This window comes from Sphingobium sp. OAS761 (assembly GCF_024168485.1).
Classification (GTDB): Bacteria; Pseudomonadota; Alphaproteobacteria; order Sphingomonadales; family Sphingomonadaceae; genus Sphingobium.
Window position 1 is genome coordinate 112,532 of record NZ_JALJVY010000006.1, and the last position, 15,732, is coordinate 128,263.

Sequence of the window (15,732 nt, forward strand, 5' to 3'; positions counted from 1 at the left end):
TGGCAAGAAATCGCATTATCGGATAAGATCGCGCCATGAATGCGATTTCCATCCGGCAGGCCAGGGCGCGTGAGGATCTCGTCCGCGCGGCGGTCACGCTGAACGGTGCGGTCGTGGAACTTTGCACCTATCCCGAAGTGCGGGAGGAGACACTCAATTTCGTTGAGCCGCAGGCTGTTCTCATGCTCGGACTTTCGCGCCTTCTGTCTGGATCGGAAGGCCGCATCGCAGGCGATCCACGTCGGCCCTTTTTGCGGTTTGGCGCCCTGGCGCTACGGCCTGCCGGCATACCGCTGGAAATCCATGTCGGGCCCGGGGCGTTCGACACTATCCGAATCCGTTTCGAACCCGCCCGAATCGCCCCGGCGCTGGAGGGCGCGAAATTCGACGACGCGCTGCTGGCCGCCTGCCTCGATCTGCGGTCCCACCCGATCGAGGAAGCGATGCTGCGGCTTGCGAGCGAACTGGATCATTGCGAATCGGATGCTATCGCCATGGTGGAAGCGCTTGTCACGCTCATCCTTCTCGACCTTGCCCGGTATTTGCAGAGCGCAGCGGCGCGCGGCAGGCGGCGCAGCGGCGGCCTGTCCGCCCGGGCGTTGCGCCGGGCACTGGCCATGATCGACGCGGACGGGCCACCCCCCCAAATCGATGCAATCGCTGATCACTGCGGCCTTAGCCGCCATCATTTCATCCGCTGTTTCACCCAGTCCACGGGGGTTGGCCCGGGCGCAGCAATTCGGCGCAGACTTATCGAACGGGCCAAGACCTTGCTCGTCGAAGGTGACCATCCGATCGATGAAATAGCGAAGATATTGGGATATGCCGGTGCGCCGTCCTTTGCGACCGCCTTTCGTCGCGAAACCGGGCGTTCGCCCGGCGTCTGGCGAGCGTTGATGCGGTAGGCCGGCAACAGCAACCGGTCCTGCAGAACAAAAAAGGGGCCGGTCATGTGACCGGCCCCCCTTATCTGGATATCAAGCGCCAAGGCGCCGTCCACACAACCTTACAGGCGGTTGACTTCCTTCGCGGTCAGCGTCGTCACCAGACCCTTTTCCGCCGACGACAGCGTTTCAACAGGAATGACGACGAAGCGGCCGCTGTAGATGATCTGCACGGCGGTCGGTTCGCCCGCGGCATTCTTCATTACGCGATCGATGAAGCCAACCTTGCGCCCGTCGGTGGTCTTAACAAGCGCCCGCTCCTTGATCACGGCAACGTCACCGGCAATCGCAGCCGTGGAAAGCGTGAAGGAAAGAACGGCGGCCACAGCATAGGTAAACTTCATGGATACATCCCCTTTTGAAACTGGATGCCCCGCTGGTATCATGCTGCAGCACAGCAATAAAGACATCGATAGTTGCAAAAAATGCAATCGTTCAGCCCTGAAGAACACACACGCGAAGGTGGATCGACGCTGGTCGTCTGAGATATTTTGCCAATCGGCCAAAGCAACATAATGATTATAAAAGCTAATTTCTCCCGATTTAAGCCATGCGCGTTTTCGTGCCCTCGCTGTCTTCAATCATTGCCATGCCTTCGGCAGTTATGGCGGCGACATAATGTTCCAGCAGATCGGCAAAACGTTCCAGATCCTGCGGCGCGAAATGCCCCTGTACGGCATGCATCATGGCGCGCCGTGCATCCGCAATCGTTGCGGCCTGTCTTTGCCCGGCCTCGGTGGGGAAGAGGCGCGTATGACGCCGGTCATTCTCGCCGGTCTGCCGGGCGATCAGGCCAAGTTCCACCAGCGGCAATATCGTTCGGCTGACGGTCGAGGCATTGACCCCCAGCGCCTGTGCCAGTTCATTCATGCGCTGACCCGGATCAGCCATGACAGTTTCCAATATGTCGACCTGGACAGGCGTGAGTTCATGATCGCCGACCGAGTAGATCGAGCGTTGAATCGCCCGGTTATACGGGTTGCGCCGTAGATCGACGATTGCCTTGGCAATACGCGCCGCCGCTGTCGTGGGTTTTCCGGTCACATGATCCTCTTCGCCCTGCCCTGTCACTGCCATTCCCGCTTAGCCGCGGCGGCGATCGATGCAAGCAGCCGCCCTCCGATAATTAGTTGTATGATGCATCTAAAGCGATTAGACAAAGGTATAGCATGTATTATACAAGTATATGGGAGGGCAGGATGCCGGGACACGCCATTGCGCGCGACGAGGCGGCCTTTCAGTTTGCACGCCATGCGGCCCGCATGAATTTCGATACCGTTCCGCCCGACGTCGTGAAGATGACGCAGGGCGTCGAGGAAGTGGCGAAAACCGCCCTCTTCCTCGTTTCCGACAACGCCTCCCCGCTAACCGGCGCGATCCTGCCGATCGATGGCGGCAGGACCTCCCTCTAGGCGCTGCGCCGCAGGATCAGGCCGAGACGTTCACGTCCTGATCGAAGCGTACGAAGCGGCGGGCGATTTTCCATTCCCCGTCCGTTTTGACCACGGTGTCGCGCATCCTGCCCGACACGACAATCTTTGCCGCCATCGGTTGATGGCCGGCATTGACGTTGGTGAACATATAATTGGCCTGAACCTCGCCATTCTCCTCCGTGACGAAGAGATTATAATTATAGTGGCGGTTCTTGCCTTCGGTCTGCTGCTCGGACACCTTTGCATGTTCGATCTGCTCGTCGATGCCGCGGAACCGCAGGGGGATGCCTTCCATTTCGGTTTCGACGTCAGGCGTGTAGAGCGTCGCGAGCGCGTCCCAGTCGCAATAGTCCGAGCAATGGGCGAAACGCGCGATCAGTTCACCGATCGCGATCTTGTCTTCCAACGTGACCATATCCTGTCTTTCTTCGTTATTGATGTTCGTCATACCAAGGGAAAAAGGGCGGCATCTGCGATGCTTTGCCCGTGAACTGCGCCGGGCGCTTTTCATTGAAGGCGCGCACGCCTTCGCGGCCATCGGCCATGCTTGTGTAGAAAACCGCCAGCGATTCGGTCAGGTGCGCCTCCCAAGGCGTCGCCTGGGCACCGTTGCGGTTGATCATCTGACGGATCAGCGCGATCGACACGGGCGAACGGTCCTTCACCAGTGACCGGGCGAAGGCCTTGGCCTCGTCCAGCAGGGCATCGGCCGGCAGGACGGCACGCACCAGACCCTTCTCCTGGGCTTCAATGGCGTCAAATATGTCGGCCTTGTAGGCCCATTCCAATGCCTGCTCAACGCCCACGATACGGGGCAGGAAGAAGGAGGAGCAGGCCTCCATCGTGATGCCCAGCCGCCCGAAGACGAAACCGAAGCGCGCCTTTTCCGAAGCGAAGCGGAAATCCATCGGCAGCAGCATGGTCGAACCGATACCCACGGCCACGCCGTTAACCGCGCCGACGATCGGCTTGCGGCAATTATACATGGCCAGGGTGACCCGCCCACCGGTGTCGCGCACGCCCTTCAGCACGGCCGGGTCGTCCGGCGCCGTTCGCAGATCATCCATTGTCGGCGCCATGGCTTCGTCCAGCCCGAAGACGTTGCCACCGACAGACAGATCCATGCCGGCGCAGAAAGCCCGGCCCTCGCCCGTCACCACGATCACACGGACCGCATCGTCCATGCTCGCCCGATTATAGGCGTCGATCAGTTCCCCGCACATTTCGACGGTGAAGGCATTGAGCTTGTCAGGCCGATTGAGCGTCAGGAGGAGCAAACCGTCCTCTTCCACATCATAGCGGATCGTCGTGTAGTCCATCGGTCAATTCTCCGAAACGAGGCCGGCAGCGCGTGCCAGCGATTCCCGGCATTCGGCCACGATGCGATCGATAAGTTCCGCGCAACTGGGCACATCGTCCATCAGGCCTATGCCCAAACCGGCCCAGACCAGGCCGCCGTCGACATCTCCGTTTTCCAATGCCGCCCGGCCCCGCACGCCCGCGACCAGCGCTTTTATGTCCTCAAACTTGGCGCCTGGCTGCTGTTCGATCGTCACCACCTCTTCCGACACGGCATTACGGAATACGCGGGCGGTATTGCGGAATCCCCGAAAGATGAGGCGGGTATCGCGTTCGCTGCCCTGCACGACAGCCTGCTTTATCGAGTCATGGATCGGGGCTTCCTGCGTCAGCATGAAGCGTGTTCCCATGGTGATGCCTTCTGCGCCCAGCGACAGCGCGGCGGCCATCGACCGGCCGCTGGCCATGCCGCCGGCCGCCAATATCGGAATGTCCAACGCGCGCGCCGCGGCAGGAATGAGAACAAGGCCAGGAATATCGTCCTCACCCGGATGTCCCGCCGCTTCGAAGCCGTCGATCGACACGGCGTCGACGCCGGCGCGCTGGGCCGAAAGCGCGTGACGCACGGCTGTGCATTTGTGGACGATCTTCATCCCGGCTTCCTTGAAGCGTGCGATGAATTCGGCGGGGCTGCGGCCGGCCGTTTCCACGATGCCGACACCCGACGCCGCGATCACTTCGACATAGGCGTCATAGGGTACGGGCTGCGCGGTCGGCAGGATGGTGAGGTTCACGCCGAACGGCTTGTCGGTCATGGTCCGGCAGCGGGAGATTTCGGCCGCGAGCGCCTCTGGCGTGGGCTGTGTCAGAGCGGTCAGGATGCCAAGGCCGCCGGCGTTGGACACAGCGGAGGCCAGTTCCGCGCGACCGACCCATTGCATGCCCCCCTGGATGATCGGATAGCGCGTGCCCGTCAGATCCGTAATACGCGTCTTCATTGCTGCTCCCTATGCACTTGTCTCAGGCGCCTGTGGCCTCGTTCCATCCCAGTTCCGCCAGCAGCGGATAATGTGCCGCCAGCGCCTCGGCATGGGCGGAGGCCGCCGTCCCGCGCAAGGCGCGCGCCTTGATGCCATGATAGATGGCGGCAAGACGGAATAGGGAGAAGGCGCGGTAGAAGTCCAGATCTCCGATGCCATCGCGACCCGTGCGACGGCAATAGGCCGCCACATAATCGTCCTCCGACATCAGGCCGAACGTGTCGACATCGGTGCCACGCAGGCCCGACAGGATTGTCGGGGGCAGCCGGTACATCATCAGATGATTGACGAAATCGGCCAGGGGGTGCCCCAGCGTCGACAATTCCCAGTCGAGCACGGCCGCCACGCGCGGTTCGGTGGAATGAAACACCATATTGTCGGCACGGAAATCGCCGTGAACGATGCGGCTTTCGTCCCCGGCGGGAATGTTGGCGGGCAGCCATTCGATCAGGCGGTCCATATGCGGGTCCCGCCCGGCAACCTCATCAGCAAGATATTGCCGCGACCAACGCGAAATCTGCCGTTCGAAATAATTGCCGGTCTTGCCGAAGTCAGCCAGGCCCAGTGACGCTGGGTCGAAGCCATGCAATTGCGCCAACGTCCCGTTCATGGCGTCGAGATAGGCGCGCCGCTCGTCACGAGGGACGGATTCAAAGCGCGAGTTCCAGAACACGCGGCCTTCGACGCATTCCATGATGTAAAACCAGCTGCCGATGACCGCATCATCCGTGCACAGGCCATAGACTTGGGGAACTGGAAATCCCGCCTTGCCCAGCGCGCCGATCACCCGCGCTTCCCGGTCCACCGCGTGGGCCCCGGGAATAGTCACCCCGGGGGGCTTGCGGCGCAGGACGAAGGAACGATCACGGGTATCAAGCCGGAAGGTCGGGTTGGACTGGCCGCCCTTGAACTGCCGGACGGTCACTTCGCCCTCGGCCTCCGGCACATGGGCGCGCATCCATTCGCGCAGGGCATTCTCGTCGAAGCGATGTCCCTCGCGCACGGCAGTCGTTCCGGCGTTCAGCGCATCGACCAAATCGCTCGTCCCGCTCATATCCTTGCCAGAGCCTCGCGCTTGATCTTCTTGGCCAGCGACCATTTATGCACCTGCGTCGGACCGTCATAGATGCGAAACGCCCGGATTTCGCGAAACACCTGCTCCACGATCGTGTCGTGGCTGACCCCGGTCCCGCCCATCACCTGAACGCAGCGATCCGCGACGCGAAACAGGGTTTCGGAAATCGCGACCTTCGCCATGGAGCTTTCGGTGATCGCCTTGCTTCCCGCATCCAGCGCGTCGGCGCACCAGTCGATCATGAGCGCACACTGTTGAAGATCGATAAGATTGTCCGCCAGCATGAAGCCTACGCCTTCATGGTCGATCAGGGGCTTGCCGAACGCCTGCCGCCGGACCGCATAATCGGTCGCAATCTCGTTCGCCCGGGTCGCCGCGCCCAGCCAGCGCATGCAATGAGTAAGGCGCGCCGGAGCCAGGCGCACCTGCGCATAGACGAAGCCTTCATGCGGCGCCCCGAGAATGGCATCCGCCCCAAGCCGAAGATCGTCGACCTTCACGACCGCATGCCCGCCCGGCATCGAACTGTCGATGGTGCCGATCAGCCTTTCCTGAACCAGCGCGGGGTGCGGCAGCGGCACAAGGAACATCGTGGCTGCATCCTTCCCGTCATCGCGCACTGTCTTGGCCATCAGAATGGCGAATTTGGCGCCGGCAAAACCGGTGGCGAACGCCTTGCGGCCATTGATCACCCACATGTCGCCCTGCTTTTTCGCCTGCGTCTGCATCATCGACGGGTCCGATCCGGTACCGCCGTCAACGGCCGGTTCCGTCATCAGGAAGCAGGAACGCCCATCACCTGCGATCATGGGCTCCAGGAACTGCGCCTTTTGCTCAGGCGTCGCGACCTTGCCGAGCAGGAACATATTGCCTTCGTCGGGTGCATTGGTGTTGCAGGCGAGCGGCCCGAGCGGCGACAGGCCCGAAGCACGCAGCACGATAGCCGTGTCGCGGTGGGACATATGACTGCCGTCCGCACGGATATGCGGGGTGAGCACGCCCGCAGCCCGCGCCTTCGACCGCATTTCCTGCACCATGGTGTCCAGCGGGCCATGGCCATCGTGGCGCTCGTCGCCCTCATAGGCAATCACGACGTCGCGAACGAACGCTTCCACCTTCCGCGCCATGGCGACGCCTTCGCTCTGTTCAGGCATGTCTGTTCCTTTCCCGGCAAAGGGCGCTTGCCAAGCCCAGAACGACAAAGCAAGTTGTAATAAAGCGTCGGATGGCAAAGCCGGTGCTTATCGCGAGAGGATGGACGGACGACGCATGACGGACAAGCGGTTTCGCAAGGAAGAACATCATGGCCGGGTCGTCACCTGCCACGGTGACAGGCCAACGGACATATTCGCCATGTTCCTCGATACCGTGGCGCGCGCGCCCGATGCGGTGGCGCTGGTCGATGGCGACATACGCTGGACTTATGCGACACTCGCCCGGCGAGCCGGACAATGCGCCGCACGACTGGCCGCGCTTGGACTGGTCGCCGGCGACCGGCTGGGCATTCTGCTGGACAACCGGGCGGACTATACGACGCTATTGCTGGCGTCAGCGCGCCTTGGGCTCATCGCCGTGCCGATGAATATCCGCCAGAAACCGCCGGAAACCGCACATGCGCTAACCGACAGCGGTGCGGTCGCGCTGGTATATGAAAATATTTTGGCAGACCAATTGCCGAATCGCGGGGCGTTACCGGACCTGCGCCTCTGGCTGCCCTACTCGACCGAAGCGGCGCTCTGGGACCGTCAGCCCGTCATGGCCGCCGATGGGCCGCAGCGATCGGCGGTGACGGAGGACGACCCCTTCTGCATCCTCTATACATCCGGGACTACCGGGCGCCCCAAAGGCGCGGTCCTGACGCATTTCGGTGTCGTCACAAGCTGCCTCGGCAGCCGCGATCATCTCCACCTGCGCGACGGTGAGGCGATGGTCCTGTCGGTGCCGGCGTCGCACGTCACCGGTATCGTCCTGGTGCTGATGCTGGCTTTGTGCGTGGCGGGAAAGCTGGTCGTGCAGCGTGGCTTCAAGGCCAAGCAGTTCCTGGAATTCGCACAGGCAGAAGGCGTGACCTATGCGATCATGGTTCCGGCGATGTACAAGCTGTGCCTGATGGACGAGGACTATGCCGCCTTCGACCTAAGCCGATGGCGGATCGGCGCCTATGGCGGTGCGCCCATGGCGGAAGCGACTATCGAAAAACTGGCGCGCGAGACGCCCCAGCTCACACTGGTCAATATCTACGGCTCCACCGAAACGACGTCGCCCGCCGTCATGATGCCGCTCGGCGAGGGGCCGTCGCGCCGCGATCAGGTGGGCCGGGCGCTGCCCTATGCCGACATAGTGATCATGGACGCGGATGGACGCCAATGCCCAGCCGGCCAGCAGGGCGAAATCTGGATAGCCGGGCCCATGACGGTGCCGCGCTATTGGAACAATGCGGACGCAAGCGCGACGAACTTTACCGGCGGATACTGGAAGTCGGGGGACATCGGGGTCATGGACGCCGACGGCTATATCCGGCTGCTCGACCGGATGAAGGACGTGATCAACAGAGGCGGGTTCAAGATATATTCGGTCGAGGTCGAAAATGTGCTGATGGCCCATGATGCCGTCGCGGAAGCCGTCGTCGTAGGCCGTCCCTGCCCGGTGCTGGGGGAGCGGGTCGAGGCGTTCGTCGTCGCGCACGAAGCGGTCCGGGACGACGCATTGCGGCAATTCTGCGCAGACCGGCTTTCAGACTACAAGATACCGGATCATGTCTACATCGTGGACGGCCCCCTGCCCCGCAACGCCAATGGAAAACTTTTGAAGAATGTCGTGCGTGAATGGCTGCCGCCGGTCGCCGCGCAATAGCCGCAATTAAGTGCATTGATCGTTGCTTTATCTTGCCTGAGTAAGGCATCGTCCGTAGTCTGAACGACGGATACCGCAAGCAATCGTTCCGACCCGAACGGAACGACGGGAGGAGTGGATGTCAGTAAAGGTGGATCAGCCGCGCCCGGCGCCGGCAGAAGAACCCGTGATTTCGCCCACCGCCAATCAATTGGCCGGACATTTGCCGATCACCGATGGCGCGGCATTGCGGGCAGCGTTGCAGCAGGCTGACATTCCCACCTTGCTGATGGTCTATACCCAGATCAGCGGTGACGAAACGCTGCTGGACCCGTTCCGCCCGCACATCAAGCCGTTCATGCAGGGTGGATCGGCGGGGATACCGGAGGATCTCAAGGCCGATATGCGCGATCGCCTGTTCGAATTGCTCACCCGTGAAGCGCCGGCAGCCATTCCCATCGAATCCGGTCGTATGCGCCGGATGATGGACGTCTATACAGGCGAACATGTTGCGGACGAGTTCGTGCCCCTGTTGCTGGAACAGGCCGGCTTGGCGGGCGTCCAGGGTGTCGATCTTTCTGCGCGCGCCGTGCCGCCGGCGGATTTTAGGATATTGGTCATCGGGGCGGGCATGTCCGGCATCGCACTCGGCGCGAAGCTGGGGGAAGCCGGCTATGACTATGAGGTCATTGAGAAGAACGAAGAGGTCGGCGGCACCTGGTATCACACGACCTATCCGGGACTGGCGGTCGATACGCCCAGCCATTTCTATTCCTTTTCCTTCGAGCTGAACGCCGACTGGTCTCACTGGTTTTCACGGGGCTACCAGAATCAGGCCTATTTGCGCCATTGCGCGATCAAATATGGCGTGCGCGACCGCACGACATTCCGCACCGAGGTAACCAGCGCGATCTGGGACGAAGATTCCGCGATGTGGGACGTTACCATCCGGTCGCTCGATAGCGGCAAAACGGAAAAAAGACGGGTGAATGCCGTCATCTCCGCCCTGGGATTCAGCAACCGGCCACAGACGTTCGACATTCCGGGCGCGGCGGATTTCACGGGCGTGGCGATGCACTCCGCCCAGTGGAACCACAGCGCCGACCTTGCCGGCAAGCGGATAGGCGTGATCGGCACCGGCGCCAGTTCGATGCAGATCTCGCCTCAAATGGCAAAAATCGCGTCGCACCTCACGGTATTCCAGCGGTCGCGCCACTGGATAAACCCGATTGCCATTCTGAACAGCAAGGTGCCCGACGGCGTCCGCTGGGCGATGCGCCACATTCCCCATTATGGGCAATGGTGGCGGCTCTTCACCTACTGGAACGCCTCCGACGGCCTGTACCAGAATGTGGTGATCGATCCGGACTGGCACATGCCCGACCAGTCGGTATCCGCACCGAATGAGGCGATGCGGCAATATCTGCTCGCCTATCTGGACGAGAAACTGAAGGATCGGCCGGACCTGAAAGAAAAGGTGACGCCCGACTACCCGCCCGGCGCCAAGCGGCTTTGCATGGATGCGGGCTGGTTCGACATGCTGTTGCAGGACAATGTGACGCTGGAAACCAGCGGTATCGAAAAGATTGTCGAAAATGGGATACTGACCAGGGACGGCGAACTGATCGAACTGGACGTGATCGTCTTCGCCACCGGCTATGTCCTGGCGGAAATGCTGGCGCCGATGCATGTCGAGGGGCGCGACGGTGTCACGATCCGTCAGCTTTGGGGCTGGGACGACCCGCGTGCGCATCGCGGATCGACCGTACCCGGATTCCCCAACTTCTTCATGATTTCCGGCCCCAACAGCGTGCCCCAGCATGGTGCGGGCATCAACATCCTGTCCGAAACGCAGACCAACTTCATCATCGGTTGCCTGGACCTCATGCTGTCAAACGGCGGTAAGGCGATCGAGCCGAAGTCGGAGGCGTTCGACGAATGGAATGCCAGGCTGGACGATCAGTTGCAGCACATGATCTGGGGCCATCATCGCGTCAAAAGCTATTACCAGAACAGCGCTGGCCGTCTTTGGCTGTCGTGCCCGTTTCGCATCGTCGATGCCTGGCACAACAGCCGGGCACCCGTTCCTTCCGAATTTATCATCCGCGCCTAGGGCGCCAGAGGAGATGTCGCATGGCCACCAAATTCGTTCCGGTCGCCCCACCGCAGATCATCGAGGGGGTTTATAGCACGGACCAGCATGCTCGGCTGCTCAAGCTGGTCCGCGACAAGGGGCCGTGGGAAATGATTCTGGCGCAGCATTTCCAGTCGCCCGAGGAAGTGCTGGCCACCACGTCGGGAACCATGCCCGAAGGCTTCACCCCGACGTGGGAAATGTTCATGTCGCCGGTGTTCCGAGGCTATCTCGCCAAAGGCGCGACCGCCCTCTATCCCGAGATCGAGGATTGCTTCTGGAACAGCAAGTTCACCGATCTGGTGCGCAATTATTGGGGGGCCGAATATGCCCGTCCCGAAAACATGCTCTTCAACATTCAGGGGCCCTGCCGCGGCAGCGAAACTCCGCATGTCGATGCGACCAATTTCCGCGGCGTCGACAGCCTGAACGCTCCCGTCTGGCTGATGAACATGATGGTCAAGTCGGGCCTGTTCGACCGCTGGCGCTGCAAGAAGGCCCAGGTCATCACCTGGTATTACCGGGGTCAGGTCGGAGGCGGCTTCAACTATTGGCCCAACGGCCCGCAGGCCGAGCCCGCCCAGATCAAGGCGCCGATGTGGGGCCGCGCCGTCGTGGTCGAAAATGAAATGATGTACCACACGGCCGAAGCGACCGGACCGTCCGCGATGCGTTGGCCGGACGGACTGAACATCAAGTCGCGCATGCGCAGTGCGCCCGATTCCGACGGATGGCAGGTCGTGAATGGCGATACGGTGATCCAGGACATTCCGGCAGAGGAATTCCGCCTGCTGCTGCACTGGGGCGCCGACATCTATATGGATTACAACGAACTCAAGCGTGCGCTCGACCACACCGACGACATCAGCAAGGACCAGGTGTTCGACACGCTGATTGCCGACATGCGCGCGCGCGGCCTTACCTTCGAGGTCCCGACAGATCCGCTGACCGATCAGAAGTTCATCGCCCTGCTCACCCGGACCTACGACCCGGGCAAGCCGGCGATCTTCCCGCCGGAGCCCGAGGAAGCGCTCGCGGCCTGATATAAGGGGGCGATTATGCGCCTTTCCGCGCCGAGATGACCCAGTTGTGGAAAGACGGCGGCATCAGCGTTCCCCAGACGATCTTCGAAGGGCTGGAAAGCGCGCCGGAGGCGCTGGCCGCCTGTATCTCGGGCGACAGCCCAGGCGCCAAGATACTTGTCCGGGTCTCGCCCGACACCAGCCGGAGCTGACCGAGAGGCGCAACAGCAAGCAGGAGTTGCCGACATGATCGACCGCGCGCGCAGAATGAAGCCCGTCGTCCCGCCCAGGATGCTGCATGACATCTTCACGCCGGAGGAGAACCGGCGGCTTTTCCATATCCTGCGCACCAATGGACCCTGGCGGTTGATCGCGGCTATCTATTTCAAATCGGTGGAAGAACTGCTTGCAATTTCGAGCCCGGGTGCAGGGGGCACACGACCGCGCTCCCTGTCGGACATGCTCAACCCTTCCTTCCGCGGCTTCTTCGGCAATCATGGCCTGCCCTATGAGGAGGAAGCACACGAAATCTTCTACAGCCGCAAGCTGGTGGATCTTGTCAAGTCGATGCACGGTGCGCGCTATGGGACGCCCTATCTGTTCCAGTTCAACATCCAGGGACCGTGCCATGGCTATGATCCCGGCCATTTCGACGGGCGAAGCTGGCGCGGGCTCGACCCGACCAACATGCCGGCCTGGCTTGGCGCGGTGATGGCGAAATCGGGGCTGTTCGACGCGTGGGAAGTGAAAGCCGGGCAGGTGATATCCTATTATTATCCGTCCGATGTCGATGGCGGCTTCACTTACTGGCCGGACGGCCCGGAAGCAGCGCCGCAACGTATGGCGGCGCCATTCTGGAACAGCGGCCTTCTGACCGACAACCAGCACATGTATCATCGGGGCGAGGCCTGCGGTCCGCGCGACCGGCGCGATACCCCGGACGGCATGACGTTGGATTCCGTTCTGGAGGCGGACGGAGAACAGGGCTGGCGCGTGGTCGACGGAGACCGCCTGATCGCCCGTTATCAGCCCAGCGACATGCGCATCCTGTTTCATTACAGCGCGCATGTTTTCACCGATATGGACGAGTTGAAGCTCTTTTACGACCATAAGGACGATCTGACGATCGAACGGGCTTTCGACATGCTGATCGCTGATTTGAAGCGGCGAGGCGTAGGCTTTGCCATGCCGGGCGATCCCATGACCGACCGAGCATTCATCGCGACGCTAACCGAAACATACGCCATGAGTCCGTCGCATTATCCGGCAGAAGCGCCGCTCGACGTCAGGCCGGCGATAGCGGCCTGACCCCAGCGGTTAGTGCAGGACAGGCGCTTCGGCGCCTGTTCCGGCAGGTGCACGGACCGACCAACCGTAGACGGCAATCAGCAAATAACAGACAGCCGGTACCATCAGGGCCACGGCCAGGCTGGACGCATCCGCCACCGCTCCGGTCAGCAGCGGCACCAGCGCGCCGCCGACAATCGCCATGCACAGCAGACCCGATGCCTGCGGCGTGCGGTCTCCCAGCCCTTCGACGCCGAGGCTGAAGATCGTGGGGAACATGATCGCATTCATGAGCCCGATCGCGAGGATCGTATAGCCTGCGACCATTCCGTCCGACAACGCCGAAACGGCGGCTAGCAGAATGGCGCCGATGCACATGATCGCCAGCAGCAACCCGGGACTGACCCTGCGCAGCGCATAAGCGCCCGCGAAGCGGCCGACCATCGCCCCGCCCCAGTAAAAGGCTACCATGCCACCCGCCGCCTGTTCGGCAAGGCCCATGACGCGCGGCTGCCCGAGATAGTTGACGAGCATCGATCCGATCGACACTTCCGCGCCGACATAGAGGAATATGGACGCAACAGCACCGGCCACGCGCGGGATGCGAAGCAAGGAAAAGGCGCCGTCCAGGCTCGCGGCAGGCGCAGCGCCGCCCGCTATGAGACGACGTCGCCACCAGAAGAAGCCCGCGATCAGGGCGAGGATAAGCGCAATGCCGACATAGGCATGGCCGATTACCGCAGCTTCACGCGCGGTGAACAGGGCGCGGTCTTCCGGCCCGAGTGTGGCGGGATCGACGTCGGCGAGTGATCCCAGGATCACCAGCGCGCCGATCGGCGGAAACAGAGTGGTACCCAGCGCATTGAACGCCTGCGCCAGGGTCAGGCGGCTGTGCGACGTCGCCGGATCGCCCATGTTCGCGATCAGCGGGTTGGCCGCGACCTGTAGCAGCGTGATCCCGCTTGCCAGGACGAAGAGCGCCACGAGGAATGTCGCATAGATGCCCGACGACGATGCCGGAACGAAAAGAAGACACCCTGCCGCCATCGTGCACAGGCCCAGCACGATACCGCGTGCGTAGCCGATGCGCGCGATAAGCGCGCCTGCCGGCAGGGACATGACGGCATAGGCCGTGAAAAAGGCGAACTGCGTCAGCATCGCTTCGGTATAGCTGAGCGAAAACAGTGACTTGAGCTTCGGTATTAAAATGTCATTGAGGCTGGTCAGGCCACCCCAGAGAAAGAACAGGGCGACGACGGCCGCCACCAGCATGCGCGGCGCGGAACCGGACTGCGTCGGTTGTGCCGAAGATGCCGGGGGGACGGAACTGACCATGTCTTGCATTGCTCCTGCGACTGATGGGCGGGTTTAGACGATACCGGCGCCCAGGCCTACCGCCTTCCGCTCCTGGCTCTTGCGTTCACGCCAGCGACTGTCGCGATAGGCGGTCAGCACGTCGATTGCACCGCCGGCCTCCATGCGGGCCATGGCAACGATCGGCGACACATCGACGGTATAGGCACGGCGAAGCGCCTGGAACGCCATCATAGTATCGTTCCCGTCCTGAGCCGTGTGGAGCGCGTCGCGGTCGACCAGCAATGCCTTGGCAAAACATTGGGTGATCGCTTCGGCCGAGGACAACATCGATTCGATCGGGTCGGTCACATTGTGCGACTGATCGATCATGTAGCTGGGGTTGAAGCCGCCGCGCGGATGCAATTCGGCCTCGACCAGTTCGTTGAATATCAGAAAAAGCTGATGCGGATTGATCGACCCGGAATCGAGATCGTCGTCGCCATATTTGCTGTCGTTGAAATGGAAGCCGCCAAGCTTGCCGAAGCGGTGGAGGCGCGCGACGATCTGCTCGATATTGACGTTGGGCGCATGGTGGCCGAGGTCGACCAGGCATTGGCATTTATCGCCCAGTTCCTGCGCGGCCAGGATTGAACTGCCCCAGTCGGAAATGACGGAGGAATAGAAAGCGGGCTCGAACATTTTGTGCTCGAGCAGCATGCGCCAGTCGTCCGGCAAGGCTGCATACACCTGCGCCGCCGCGTCCAGATAACGGTCAAGGCTGCGGGCCAGATCCTGCTGCCCCGGCAGGTTCGTGCCGTCGCCCACCCATACGGTCAGGTCCTTGGCGCCAAGCTGGCGACCAATCTCGATGCATTCGATATTATGGTCCACGGCTTGTTGCCGCGTTTCCGCGACGGTCGAGGACAGGGAACCGGTGGCATAGCTGTGCGCCTGACCCGGCTGGTCCTGGAACGTGTTGGAATTGACTGCGTCGAACCCAAGGCCGAGAGACGCAGCCTCTTCGCGCAGCGCTCCATAGTCCGAAACTTTGTCCCACGGGAAATGCGGCGAAACGCGCGGCGTTACCCGGCTGAGTTGGTTGATGACGGCGCAATCTTCCAGCTTTTCATGAATGTCGGTCGGCTCCCCCGCGATCGGAAACTTGGCGAAGCGCGTACCGCCCCGACCCGCTCCCCAACTCGGCACGGCGACCGAGAAATTTGCCACGCGCGCCTTCACCGCGTCGATGGCGATGCCGCTGCGATCCAGCTTGCGGCCGAGCGCGGCGTAATCCTCTTCCAAGGCGACCGCGTCCCGCGCATTGGTTTCGGCGATCAGATCGGCGGAGAGAGGCAGGCTGGTCATGATCA

General features: G+C 61.9%; 16 protein-coding genes. 7 read left to right on the plus strand and 9 right to left on the minus strand.

Annotation, left to right across the window (positions count from 1 at the left end):
• Positions 1–35 precede the first annotated feature (35 nt).
• Complete coding sequence (locus tag J3E64_RS09700) at positions 36–905, plus strand: AraC family transcriptional regulator (RefSeq protein ID WP_253342543.1); 870 nt, start codon at positions 36–38, stop codon at positions 903–905.
• 101 nt (positions 906–1,006) lie between these two features.
• Here J3E64_RS09700 and J3E64_RS09705 read toward each other — a convergent pair whose 3' ends face one another.
• Positions 1,007–1,525 carry a hypothetical protein gene (locus J3E64_RS09705; RefSeq protein WP_253342544.1) on the minus strand — a complete coding sequence of 173 codons (519 nt, stop codon included), beginning with the start codon at positions 1,523–1,525 and terminating at the stop codon, positions 1,007–1,009.
• A complete protein-coding gene (locus J3E64_RS09710; RefSeq protein WP_253342545.1) occupies positions 1,488–1,988 on the minus strand; it encodes a MarR family winged helix-turn-helix transcriptional regulator in 501 nt (166 codons plus the stop codon). The genes J3E64_RS09705 and J3E64_RS09710 overlap by 38 nt, the downstream gene beginning before the upstream one ends.
• A gap of 155 nt (positions 1,989–2,143) precedes the next feature.
• Here J3E64_RS09710 and J3E64_RS09715 point away from each other — a divergent pair, with 155 nt between their 5' ends.
• A complete protein-coding gene (locus J3E64_RS09715) occupies positions 2,144–2,356 on the plus strand; it encodes an SDR family oxidoreductase (RefSeq protein WP_253342546.1) in 213 nt (70 codons plus the stop codon).
• A gap of 16 nt (positions 2,357–2,372) precedes the next feature.
• Here J3E64_RS09715 and J3E64_RS09720 read toward each other — a convergent pair whose 3' ends face one another.
• Genes J3E64_RS09720 through J3E64_RS09740 form a run of 5 tightly spaced genes read right to left on the minus strand, consistent with a single transcriptional unit; the run spans position 2,373 to position 6,945 of the window.
• Positions 2,373–2,783 carry a nuclear transport factor 2 family protein gene (locus tag J3E64_RS09720; protein WP_253342547.1) on the minus strand — a complete coding sequence of 137 codons (411 nt, stop codon included), beginning with the start codon at positions 2,781–2,783 and terminating at the stop codon, positions 2,373–2,375.
• 25 nt (positions 2,784–2,808) lie between these two features.
• Positions 2,809–3,696: a crotonase/enoyl-CoA hydratase family protein gene (locus J3E64_RS09725; protein WP_253342548.1), complete on the minus strand. Its 888-nt coding sequence runs from the start codon at positions 3,694–3,696 to the stop codon at positions 2,809–2,811.
• Between the two features lie 3 nt (positions 3,697–3,699).
• On the minus strand, positions 3,700–4,674 hold the full coding sequence (locus J3E64_RS09730; protein ID WP_253342549.1) for a nitronate monooxygenase family protein: 975 nt from the start codon (positions 4,672–4,674) through the stop codon (positions 3,700–3,702).
• 22 nt (positions 4,675–4,696) lie between these two features.
• Positions 4,697–5,770: a phosphotransferase family protein gene (locus J3E64_RS09735; protein WP_253342550.1), complete on the minus strand. Its 1,074-nt coding sequence runs from the start codon at positions 5,768–5,770 to the stop codon at positions 4,697–4,699.
• Positions 5,767–6,945: an acyl-CoA dehydrogenase family protein gene (locus J3E64_RS09740; RefSeq protein WP_253342551.1), complete on the minus strand. Its 1,179-nt coding sequence runs from the start codon at positions 6,943–6,945 to the stop codon at positions 5,767–5,769. The genes J3E64_RS09735 and J3E64_RS09740 overlap by 4 nt, the downstream gene beginning before the upstream one ends.
• A gap of 115 nt (positions 6,946–7,060) precedes the next feature.
• Between J3E64_RS09740 and J3E64_RS09745 the strand changes: the two genes are divergently transcribed.
• From J3E64_RS09745 to J3E64_RS09765, 5 genes are all read left to right on the plus strand, one after another.
• Positions 7,061–8,644, plus strand: coding sequence for a class I adenylate-forming enzyme family protein (locus J3E64_RS09745; protein ID WP_253342552.1), 1,584 nt, complete (start codon positions 7,061–7,063; stop codon positions 8,642–8,644).
• A gap of 118 nt (positions 8,645–8,762) precedes the next feature.
• Entirely contained in the window at positions 8,763–10,736 is a 1,974-nt protein-coding gene (locus J3E64_RS09750) for an NAD(P)/FAD-dependent oxidoreductase (RefSeq protein ID WP_253342553.1), read from the plus strand.
• A 20-nt stretch (positions 10,737–10,756) separates the two neighbouring features.
• Entirely contained in the window at positions 10,757–11,800 is a 1,044-nt protein-coding gene (locus J3E64_RS09755; protein WP_253342554.1) for a hypothetical protein, read from the plus strand.
• 35 nt (positions 11,801–11,835) lie between these two features.
• Entirely contained in the window at positions 11,836–11,991 is a 156-nt protein-coding gene (locus J3E64_RS09760; RefSeq protein WP_253342555.1) for a hypothetical protein, read from the plus strand.
• A 34-nt stretch (positions 11,992–12,025) separates the two neighbouring features.
• The gene (locus tag J3E64_RS09765; RefSeq protein ID WP_253342556.1) at positions 12,026–13,087 is read left to right on the plus strand and encodes a hypothetical protein; all 1,062 of its coding nucleotides are present in this window, start codon (positions 12,026–12,028) and stop codon (positions 13,085–13,087) included.
• A gap of 9 nt (positions 13,088–13,096) precedes the next feature.
• Here J3E64_RS09765 and J3E64_RS09770 read toward each other — a convergent pair whose 3' ends face one another.
• Together J3E64_RS09770 and rhaI are read right to left on the minus strand one after the other, a co-directional pair.
• A complete protein-coding gene (locus J3E64_RS09770) occupies positions 13,097–14,401 on the minus strand; it encodes a sugar MFS transporter (protein WP_253342557.1) in 1,305 nt (434 codons plus the stop codon).
• 33 nt (positions 14,402–14,434) lie between these two features.
• On the minus strand, positions 14,435–15,727 hold the full coding sequence (gene rhaI / locus J3E64_RS09775; RefSeq protein ID WP_253342558.1) for an L-rhamnose catabolism isomerase: 1,293 nt from the start codon (positions 15,725–15,727) through the stop codon (positions 14,435–14,437).
• Positions 15,728–15,732 lie beyond the last annotated feature (5 nt).

What these genes read in the sequence shown, in the direction of transcription:
- J3E64_RS09700 (WP_253342543.1), top strand. Translation starts at nt 36, where the DNA reads ATGAATGCGATTTCCATCCGGCAGGCCAGGGCGCGTGAGGATCTCGTC.
- J3E64_RS09715 (WP_253342546.1), top strand. Translation starts at nt 2,144, where the DNA reads ATGCCGGGACACGCCATTGCGCGCGACGAGGCGGCCTTTCAGTTTGCA.
- J3E64_RS09725 (WP_253342548.1), bottom strand. Translation starts at nt 3,696, where the DNA reads ATGGACTACACGACGATCCGCTATGATGTGGAAGAGGACGGTTTGCTC.
- J3E64_RS09730 (WP_253342549.1), bottom strand. Translation starts at nt 4,674, where the DNA reads ATGAAGACGCGTATTACGGATCTGACGGGCACGCGCTATCCGATCATC.
- J3E64_RS09735 (WP_253342550.1), bottom strand. Translation starts at nt 5,770, where the DNA reads ATGAGCGGGACGAGCGATTTGGTCGATGCGCTGAACGCCGGAACGACT.
- J3E64_RS09740 (WP_253342551.1), bottom strand. Translation starts at nt 6,945, where the DNA reads ATGCCTGAACAGAGCGAAGGCGTCGCCATGGCGCGGAAGGTGGAAGCG.
- J3E64_RS09745 (WP_253342552.1), top strand. Translation starts at nt 7,061, where the DNA reads ATGACGGACAAGCGGTTTCGCAAGGAAGAACATCATGGCCGGGTCGTC.
- J3E64_RS09750 (WP_253342553.1), top strand. Translation starts at nt 8,763, where the DNA reads ATGTCAGTAAAGGTGGATCAGCCGCGCCCGGCGCCGGCAGAAGAACCC.
- J3E64_RS09755 (WP_253342554.1), top strand. Translation starts at nt 10,757, where the DNA reads ATGGCCACCAAATTCGTTCCGGTCGCCCCACCGCAGATCATCGAGGGG.
- J3E64_RS09760 (WP_253342555.1), top strand. Translation starts at nt 11,836, where the DNA reads ATGACCCAGTTGTGGAAAGACGGCGGCATCAGCGTTCCCCAGACGATC.
- J3E64_RS09765 (WP_253342556.1), top strand. Translation starts at nt 12,026, where the DNA reads ATGATCGACCGCGCGCGCAGAATGAAGCCCGTCGTCCCGCCCAGGATG.
- J3E64_RS09770 (WP_253342557.1), bottom strand. Translation starts at nt 14,401, where the DNA reads ATGGTCAGTTCCGTCCCCCCGGCATCTTCGGCACAACCGACGCAGTCC.
- rhaI (WP_253342558.1), bottom strand. Translation starts at nt 15,727, where the DNA reads ATGACCAGCCTGCCTCTCTCCGCCGATCTGATCGCCGAAACCAATGCG.